We start from the raw sequence: 7,757 nt of genomic DNA, 5'->3' as shown, positions 1-7,757 counted from the left end.
GGATGGTTGATGCGCGTGTTCTCGGCGACGCTGAGGTTTGGGCAGAGCGACAGCTCCTGGAACACGCAGCGTATGCCGAGCTCGAGCGCGCGCGCCACGGAATAGCTCGCTTCCTGGTTGCCACGCACCGCGATCTGCCCGCCATCGGGCCGCAGCGTGCCCGCAACCATATGCATCAGCGTCGACTTGCCGGCGCCGTTGTGCCCGACCAGCCCGACGCATTCGCCGGCGCCGACATGGAAGTCGACGCCGTTGAGCGCGCGGACGGCGCCGAAGTGCTTTTCGGCGCCGTCCAGCCTGACGATGTCTGCAATAGCCTGGAGCATCCTCAACGATATCCGGTCGGCGATGCGGCTGGCAATGTCGCGCCGCTATTGCTTGATGTTGGCCTTGATGGCCGCGATCGCGTCTTCCTGGGTGTATTCGTGGGTAGCGACGCCGCCTTCCTTGATCTTCGGCAGCGCGGCCTCGAAATTGTCCTGGGTGAAGGCGAGATACGGCACCAGCAGATCGTGCGGCACGTCCTTGCGGCCGTCGAGCACCTGCTGCGCTACCCAGAAGGCGAGCGTCGACACGCCGGGCGCGATCGAGGCCGACCAGGTCTGGTAGCCGTCCTTGTCCTTCTGCTCCTTCCACCACTTCAGCTCGTCCTGACGGTTGCCCATGATGATGGTCGGACGCGGCTTGCCGGCGGCGGCGAACGCTTGCGCGGCGCCGTAGCCGTCGCCGCCCTGGTCGACGACGCCGACGATCTCCGGCAGCGACGGCAGGATGGTCGCCACCGCCTTCTGCGCCGTGGTCTGGTCCCAGTCGCCGGTCACGGAGCCGACGATCTTGAACTCGGGATGGGCGGCGACGCCTTCGAGGATACCGGCATGGATGGCATCGTCGATCGAGGTGCCTGCCAGCCCGCGGATTTCCAGCAAATTGCCGCCCTTCGGCTGGAACTTGGCCATCTGCTCGACTTCCTGCCTACCCATGTCCTTGAAGTCGACGACGACGCGGTAGGCGCAAGGCTCGGTCACGATGCCGTCGAAGGAAACGACGACGATGCCGGCGTCGCAGGCCTGCTTGATGGCGCCGTTCAGCGCATCCGGCGAGGCGGCGTTGATGACGATGGCGTCATAGCCCTGCAGGATCAGGTTCTGCACCTGCGCGGCTTGCGTCGGCACTTCCTTGTCGGCGGTGGTGAAGACATCCGCCGCCGCCACGACCTTGTCCTCGACCGCTTTCTTGGTGACGATGGCGTAGCTGTCGAGCATCGCCTGGCGCCACGAATTGCCGGCATAATTGTTGGAGAAGGCGATCTTCTTGCCGCTCGTGTCGGCAAGCGCGGTGCCCGAGGCGAGCATGGCTGCAAAGGCGCTCAAGACCAGTAGTTTCTTCATGTCATTATCCTCCCAGATGTGTTGACTGCTGCACTTCCCACCGGCCCCTGCGGGCCGGCTTCACTCCCATCCGATCTGAGCGCGAACGGTCCCGCTCAAAACAGCCTCAATCCCGGCACCCGTACCCTCAGCCGGTAGAGCGACGTCGACGCGGCGATGTAGAGGCTCCGCAGGTCCTCGTCGCCGAAGGTGAAATTGGCACAATCTTCCGGCGTCGCGATGACGCCGAGGAGATCGCCCGACGCGTCAAAGACATGGATGCCGCCCGGGCCGGTGCAATAGAGGTTGCCGCGGCTGTCGATCTTCATCCCATCCGGCGCGCCTGGCGCATCGCCCTCGGTCACAGCCCATACGGCGCCGCCATTGAGGTCACCATTGGATTCGACGCCGAACACACGGATGTGGCCACGCGTGGTATCGTTGACGAAGAGCCGCGATTCATCGAGCGAGAAGCAGAGCCCGTTGGGCTGCGCGAAATCGTCGGCAAGCAACGTCAGCCCGGCGCCGTCGCCGTCGATCCGGTAGACACCCTGGTAGGACAGTTCCTGCGGCCTCGGCACGCCGTAAAATTCCGCTCGGCCGTAGGTCGGATCGGTGAAATAGATCGAGCCTCCAGTAGCAACGACAATGTCGTTCGGGCTGTTGAGCTGCTTGCCCTGGTAATGCGTGGCGAGAACGGTCGTGGTGCCGCCCGGCTCGGCGCGGGTAACGCGGCTGCTGGCGTGCTCGCAGGTCACCAGCCGCCCCTGCCGGTCGAGCGTGTTGCCGTTGGCCATGTGGCTCGGGTCGCGGAACGCCGCGATTTCGCCGGAAGCGCTGCGCCGGTACATGCGGCTTTGCGGAATATCGGAAAAGACCAGCCATTTCTCATAGGGATGCCACACCGGACCTTCGATGAAGCCGTAGCCGGTGGCGAGCCGCTCCATCGCCGCATTGCCGACGACGTCATCAAAGCCGGAATGACGGGCGCGCGCCGGGATCGACATCACGGGCTCTTGGGTTCCCGCACCGGCTTGCCGGCGACGAACCAGTCGCTGCCCGGCACGTCCTCGATCACCACCCAGATCGCGTCCATGGGCAGTCCGGCGACCTCGCTGATCGCCTCGGTGACCCGGCGAGAGATCTCGTTCTTGCGCTTTTGCGAATGACCCTCGAGTATCCGTATGCTGACGAACGGCATGAGCGCTTCCCCGGGATTTTTGTTTTTGTAGGACAAAAGCTAGTCGGGACGCGGACCGGGCGATAGCGGTCTAAGCGCAGCACCGACTGTGGTTTTGCACAGTCGGCACCGGCATCCACGGCTGCAGACAGGAGAACCATGGATGGCAGAGAGATGCGGCAGGCCGATCGTGCGGATTGCGGAACTGGAGATCGAGGCATCCCAGCTCGAAAGCTTCAGGGCCTTGCTCGCCGAAGAGATCGAGGCCTCGGTGCAGAACGAGCCTGGCGTGTTGTTCCTGCACGCGGTCTCGATAAAGGGTTCGCCCGAAACGGTGCGCGTCATCGAATGCTATGTCGATCATTCCGCATACCAAGCTCACCTGACCGCGCCGCACTTTCTCAAATACAAGGCGCGGACGGCTGATATGGTCAGGTCGCTTCGATTGATCGAGACCGAGCCGATCGTTCTGAGGGCCAAGAGCAATCAGCATTCAAGCTGAGCCTGTTCGCCCATCGCGGGGCTTACTGCTCCTGCAACGGCGTTGCCTGCGCGAGCCAGGCGTCGAGTTGCTCCTGCTCGCGCCGCAGCGCATCGATGTTGATCAGGCCTCGGGCCATGGCCAGATAGATCGCGCGGGTGCGCGAATTGAACACCGACGCCTCGCCAGCACCCTCCTCCGGCGGCACTATTCCGAGCTTCTCGTAGACATGCTTGATGCGGCTCTGCGCGCCGCGGATCGACAGGCCGCGCCGCGCCGCGATCGCTCGGTCGGTGAGGCCGAGCGCGATGTCGATCAGGCTTTCATATTCGCCGTCGGTGATGCCCTCGAACCGGTCCTGGACGCGGTGCTGGATGCCGCGGATCTCGCGGTCGATGATGCAATGCCCCTCGCGGAACACGCCGCGCAGCGCCGAGCGCATGCCTTCTTCCGTCGCCGATTTCAGCACATAGCCATAGACCGATCCCGGCGGCACGATGCGGGCCACGCCGCGCACATAGGCCTCGTCGGCGAAGTTCGACCAGAACAGGATATGCGTGCCGGCGCGCTGGCTCCAGATGGCGCGCGCCACCTCGATCCCGGTCGCCTTGGGCAGTTGCAAGTCGAGCACGACATGCGGCGGCTGCCGTTCCGCCGCAAGATTGATGGCGTCCTCGCCGTCGCCGGCTTCGATCACCTCGACATCGCCGGGCCACAATTGCTCGACGGTCCGCCGCGCGAAGGTGCGATGCAGCCCGTCATTTTCGGCGATCATGACCAGCATCAGACTGCCTCCGCCACCGGCTGAGCTTCGGTTATCGCGGTGCCGCACGCCGCCGCCTCGGCCTCGGCGGACTCGCGATCGATCTCGATCACGACCCTGGTGCCGCCCTTGCGGTCGGCCGGCTCGAAACGCAGCCGCGCCCCGACAAGGGCCGCTCGCGTGTGCATGTGGCCGATGCCGCCTTGAGCGGCGGGATCGATCGAGCCGCAGCCATGCCCGTCGTCGGTGACGGTCACGTTGAATGTGGTTGCCGTCGACGCCAGCTGCACCTCGATGCGGCTTGGCGCGGCATGACGGACCGCATTGTTGATGGCTTCCTGCACGATGCGATAGAGCGCGGTGCGAAGCGTTTCCGACAGGCCGTCGGCGCTGCCGTCGCTGGTGTCGGCGATGCGCACCGCGATCGGCGGCTTGGCCCTGGCAACGCTGCGGTTGAGATGTGCCTCGACCGCGTCGCGCAGCCCGAACAGTTCCAGGACGCTCGGCCGCATGTCGTCGACGATGTGGCGCAGCTCCGCCAGGCAGCCCGCCACCTCCTGCTCGAGATCGGCAAGCTGGGCCGTCCGCGCCACGCCCCGGCTGCGGAAAGCTGAAACCTGTCGTGCTATGCGGGCCAGGTCGGCGAGCGTCTGGTCGTGCAGGTCCATGGCCATGCGGCGCCGCTCGCGCTCCATGCCCTCGGTCAGTTGCGAGGCGCCGACTCTCAGCAGTTCCGCCCGGTTGCGCGCCTCGCTTTCGGCGAGCATGGCGCGGCGCGCTTCCTCTGTCTGGATCAGCGCGAACATATAGGGCCCGATGAGGTCGGCGCATTGCTGAGCGACCTCGACGTCCTCTTGCGAGTAGCAGCCGGCCTTGTGCCGGCTGATGTTGAGCGCGCCGATCACGCTGCCGCGTGCCCGCAGCGGCACGATGATGCGGCTGCGCAGCTTGGCGGCGAAGATCGGTCCGTCGAACGCTCCCTCGAAGTGGAATCGGTCGTCGAGAAGCGCGTTGTCGGTCAGAAGATAAGGCGTGTCGCCCCACAGCACGCGCCGGATCGGGCTGCCCTCGACCGGATGCTGCGCCAGATCGCTCCAGCTGGTATGGAAGCCGGCCTCGTAGCAGGCATGCATGCGCCCATCGAGCGACAACACCGCCAGATCGATATGGTCGTGCGGGATGAGCGTGCCGATTTCGATCGCTGTCGCCCGGAACGCTGAGCCCGGATCGATATGGCCGGCGAGCGCCCGCGAGATCGCGAGCAGCCGATCGATCAGCTGGGGAGATACCTCCGACATGTCTCCTCCCTGTCCCCCTGATGAATGCCGTGGAACGACAGCCAAGCTGCGCCGCGCGGCCTCGATCCTGTTTCCGCAGTTCCTCCCTGCCCGAGAAATAGTGAGCGCTTGACGGCGCCGCTGTCAACGATGGGTCAAGCGACCCGAGCCCGATCAACTTCGGGTGCGGCGATTGAAAAGCCGCCGGCTCCTGGTCTAGGAACGGCCGCAGGAGGCCAATTGATGGCAGTGACGCCGACCGTTGCTCAGGGCGCCCCGGGAATTCCCGCGCGCTGGACGTCAAGCGCCAAGAGCGGCGTCGGCACCGGGCTTTCAGCGAACAGCCTGCTTTGGTTCACCATCAGTCACGGCATATTGAACGAGGTCTATTATCCCCGCCTCGACAGCGCCTGCACGCGCGACCTGGGGCTGATCATTACCGGTCCCGATGGCTATTTCTCGGAAGAGAAACGCGATGCCGCCCATCTTGTCGAGCCATTCGAAGCCGGCGTCCCCGGCTATCGCCTGGTCAACACGGCGGTCAATGGCTCCTATCGGATTGAAAAGCGCATTGTTACGGATTCGAAACGGCCCGTTCTGCTGCAGGAAATTACATTCGCGGCGCTCAAAGGCTCAGCCTCGGACTACCAGGTCTACGCGCTGCTCGCGCCGCATCTCGTCAATCGCGGCATGGGCAACACCGCCTGGCTCGGCGAGCACAAGGGGCAGCGTATCCTCTTTGCGTCAGGCCGCGGCGTCTCGCTCGCGCTTGCCGCCTCGCTGCCCTGTGGCGCCTGCTCGGCCGGCTATGTCGGTTTCTCCGACGGCTGGCAGCAGCTGCGGAATGGCGGCGCGCTCGATCCTGCCGCTGAGCGCGCGGAGGATGGCAATGTGGCGCTGACCGGCGAGATCGGCTTCTCGACAGGCAAGGGCACCGCATTGCTGGCGCTCGGCTTCGGCGCCTCGCCGGAAGAGGCGGCGGAGGCCGCGCTGGCCAGCCTGAAGGACGGTTTCGATGCGGCCGCCGAAACCTATGCCGCCAGTTGGCGGAATTTCCAGTCCGGCCTGGAGACGCTCGACAGGCAAGCCGCCTCCGGCTTGAACACCTACCGCGTCAGTACCGCCGTCCTTGCCTCGCATCTGTCGATCGCCAGGCCTGGAGCCGCAGTCGCCAGTCTTTCGATCCCCTGGGGCTTCAACAAGGGCGACGACGATCTCGGCGGCTACCATCTGGTCTGGCCGCGCGACCTGGTCGAAACGGCGGGGGGCTTCCTTGCAGCCGGCGACGCCTGGCAGGCGTTCGATATTCTCACCTATCTCCGCTCGAACCAACAGCCGGACGGTCATTGGCCGCAGAACTGCTGGGCGAGCGGCACGCCCTACTGGCCTGGCATTCAGATGGACGAATGCGCCTTTCCGCTGCTGCTTGCCGACGCGCTCCGCCGCGCGGGTCATCTGCCGCGCGCGAAGCTCGACGACTTCCTAGCCATGATCGAAAGCGCGGCTTCCTATGTGGTGCGCAACGGCCCGGTCACCGGCGAGGACCGCTGGGAAGAGGACGCCGGCTACAGCCCGTTCACGCTCGCCGTCGAGATCGCGGCGCTGCTTGCGGCGGCTGACATGCTGGATGCTTGCGACAAAAAAGAGCCGGCAAACTATCTGCGCGAGACGGCCGATTGCTGGAACGACCAGATCGAGCGCTGGACCTATGTCACCGGCACCGAACTCTGCGCCAGGGAGGGCGTCGACGGCTACTATGTCCGCATCGCACCGCCCGACCGTGCTGGCGCCGCTTCGCCGAAGGACGGTTTCGTGCCGATCAAGAACCGGCCGCCCGGCGATAGCCATCGGCCGGCCGAGGCCATCATAAGTCCCGATGCGCTGGCGCTGGTCCGCTTCGGGCTGAGAGCCGCCGACGATACGCGGATCGTCAACACCGTCAAAGCCATCGACGCGCTTCTGCGCTGCGAGTTGCCGCAAGGCCCGCTCTGGTACCGCTATTCCGGCGACGGCTATGGCGAGCATGAGGACGGCTCGCCGTTCGATGGCACCGGCCGGGGCCGGCCCTGGCCGCTGCTCGCCGGCGAGCGCGCGCATTACGAGCTGGCCGCGGGGCGACCCGGCAAAGCGGCCGAGCTGCTCGAAACCTTCGAGCGCTCTGCCGGTGCAGGCGGCCTGCTGCCGGAGCAGGTGTGGGACAGACCCGACCTGCCGGAGCGCGAATTGCGGCTCGGCGCGCCATCGGGCAGCGCCATGCCGCTGGTCTGGGCGCATGCCGAGCATATTAAGCTGCTGCGCTCGCTGCGCGACGGCAAGGTCTTCGACATGCCGCCGCAGGGCGTCGAGCGCTACATCGAGCGCAAGACCGTGTCGCCGTTCAGGACATGGCGCTTCAACAACAAGATCCGCTCGCTTCCCGCCGGCAAGCTCCTGCGCGTGGAACTTGCGGCGCGCGGCGTGGTTCACTGGAGTAGCGACAAATGGCTGACGGTGCGCGACGACAACACGGTGGAGAACGCCTTCGGCGTCCACCTGGTTGACCTGGATGTCGCCGGCCTGCAGCCGGGATCGACGGTCGTCTTCACATTTTTCTGGCCCGCAGCGAGCCGTTGGGAGAATGTCGACTTCACCGTCGGCATCGATCCTTCGGATAGCCAGTAAGGTTCTTTCCTCAAGCTATTAGGATAAC

General features: G+C 65.5%; 8 protein-coding genes. 2 read left to right on the top strand and 6 right to left on the bottom strand.

Annotated features, from left to right (window positions below; genetic code table 11):
• The 4 genes from EOA75_RS06820 to EOA75_RS06805 all read right to left on the bottom strand — a co-directional run.
• Positions 1–326: ATP-binding cassette domain-containing protein (locus EOA75_RS06820; protein WP_164747297.1), on the bottom strand; the 326-nt coding region annotated here is incomplete at its 3' end.
• Between the two features lie 45 nt (positions 327–371).
• Complete coding sequence (locus EOA75_RS06815; RefSeq protein WP_066998252.1) at positions 372–1,388, bottom strand: ABC transporter substrate-binding protein; 1,017 nt, start codon at positions 1,386–1,388, stop codon at positions 372–374.
• Positions 1,389–1,483: 95 nt separating this feature from the next.
• Positions 1,484–2,374, bottom strand: coding sequence for an SMP-30/gluconolactonase/LRE family protein (locus EOA75_RS06810; protein ID WP_095826272.1), 891 nt, complete (start codon positions 2,372–2,374; stop codon positions 1,484–1,486).
• Positions 2,374–2,568 carry a 4-oxalocrotonate tautomerase family protein gene (locus EOA75_RS06805; protein WP_067323038.1) on the bottom strand — a complete coding sequence of 65 codons (195 nt, stop codon included), beginning with the start codon at positions 2,566–2,568 and terminating at the stop codon, positions 2,374–2,376. Before EOA75_RS06805 ends, EOA75_RS06810 begins: the two co-directional genes overlap by 1 nt.
• Positions 2,569–2,710: 142 nt before the next feature.
• On the opposite strand from EOA75_RS06805, the gene EOA75_RS06800 reads away from it, so the two are divergent.
• A complete protein-coding gene (locus EOA75_RS06800; protein WP_095826251.1) occupies positions 2,711–3,049 on the top strand; it encodes a putative quinol monooxygenase in 339 nt (112 codons plus the stop codon).
• 22 nt (positions 3,050–3,071) lie between these two features.
• On the opposite strand, the gene EOA75_RS06795 is transcribed toward EOA75_RS06800, so the two are convergent.
• Both EOA75_RS06795 and EOA75_RS06790 read right to left on the bottom strand, forming a co-directional pair.
• Positions 3,072–3,812, bottom strand: a complete 741-nt coding sequence (locus EOA75_RS06795; RefSeq protein WP_066998258.1) for a response regulator transcription factor — start codon at positions 3,810–3,812, stop codon at positions 3,072–3,074.
• Positions 3,812–5,089: a GAF domain-containing protein gene (locus EOA75_RS06790; protein WP_127323916.1), complete on the bottom strand. Its 1,278-nt coding sequence runs from the start codon at positions 5,087–5,089 to the stop codon at positions 3,812–3,814. The genes EOA75_RS06795 and EOA75_RS06790 overlap by 1 nt, the downstream gene beginning before the upstream one ends.
• A gap of 222 nt (positions 5,090–5,311) precedes the next feature.
• Here EOA75_RS06790 and EOA75_RS06785 point away from each other — a divergent pair, with 222 nt between their 5' ends.
• Complete coding sequence (locus EOA75_RS06785) at positions 5,312–7,729, top strand: glucan 1,4-alpha-glucosidase (protein ID WP_127323915.1); 2,418 nt, start codon at positions 5,312–5,314, stop codon at positions 7,727–7,729.
• The last annotated feature ends 28 nt before the right edge of the window (positions 7,730–7,757 follow it).

It is taken from the genome of Mesorhizobium sp. M1A.F.Ca.IN.022.07.1.1 (assembly GCF_003997575.1).
GTDB lineage: Bacteria > Pseudomonadota > Alphaproteobacteria > Rhizobiales > Rhizobiaceae > Mesorhizobium.
Note: the sequence above shows the minus strand (reverse complement) of the source record. Positions and strands in the feature narration are given on the sequence as shown.

Coding starts and splice junctions, on each gene's coding strand:
- EOA75_RS06815 (WP_066998252.1), bottom strand. CDS start 1,388: ATGAAGAAACTACTGGTCTTGAGCGCCTTTGCAGCCATGCTCGCCTCG.
- EOA75_RS06810 (WP_095826272.1), bottom strand. CDS start 2,374: ATGTCGATCCCGGCGCGCGCCCGTCATTCCGGCTTTGATGACGTCGTC.
- EOA75_RS06805 (WP_067323038.1), bottom strand. CDS start 2,568: ATGCCGTTCGTCAGCATACGGATACTCGAGGGTCATTCGCAAAAGCGC.
- EOA75_RS06800 (WP_095826251.1), top strand. CDS start 2,711: ATGGCAGAGAGATGCGGCAGGCCGATCGTGCGGATTGCGGAACTGGAG.
- EOA75_RS06795 (WP_066998258.1), bottom strand. CDS start 3,812: ATGCTGGTCATGATCGCCGAAAATGACGGGCTGCATCGCACCTTCGCG.
- EOA75_RS06790 (WP_127323916.1), bottom strand. CDS start 5,089: ATGTCGGAGGTATCTCCCCAGCTGATCGATCGGCTGCTCGCGATCTCG.
- EOA75_RS06785 (WP_127323915.1), top strand. CDS start 5,312: ATGGCAGTGACGCCGACCGTTGCTCAGGGCGCCCCGGGAATTCCCGCG.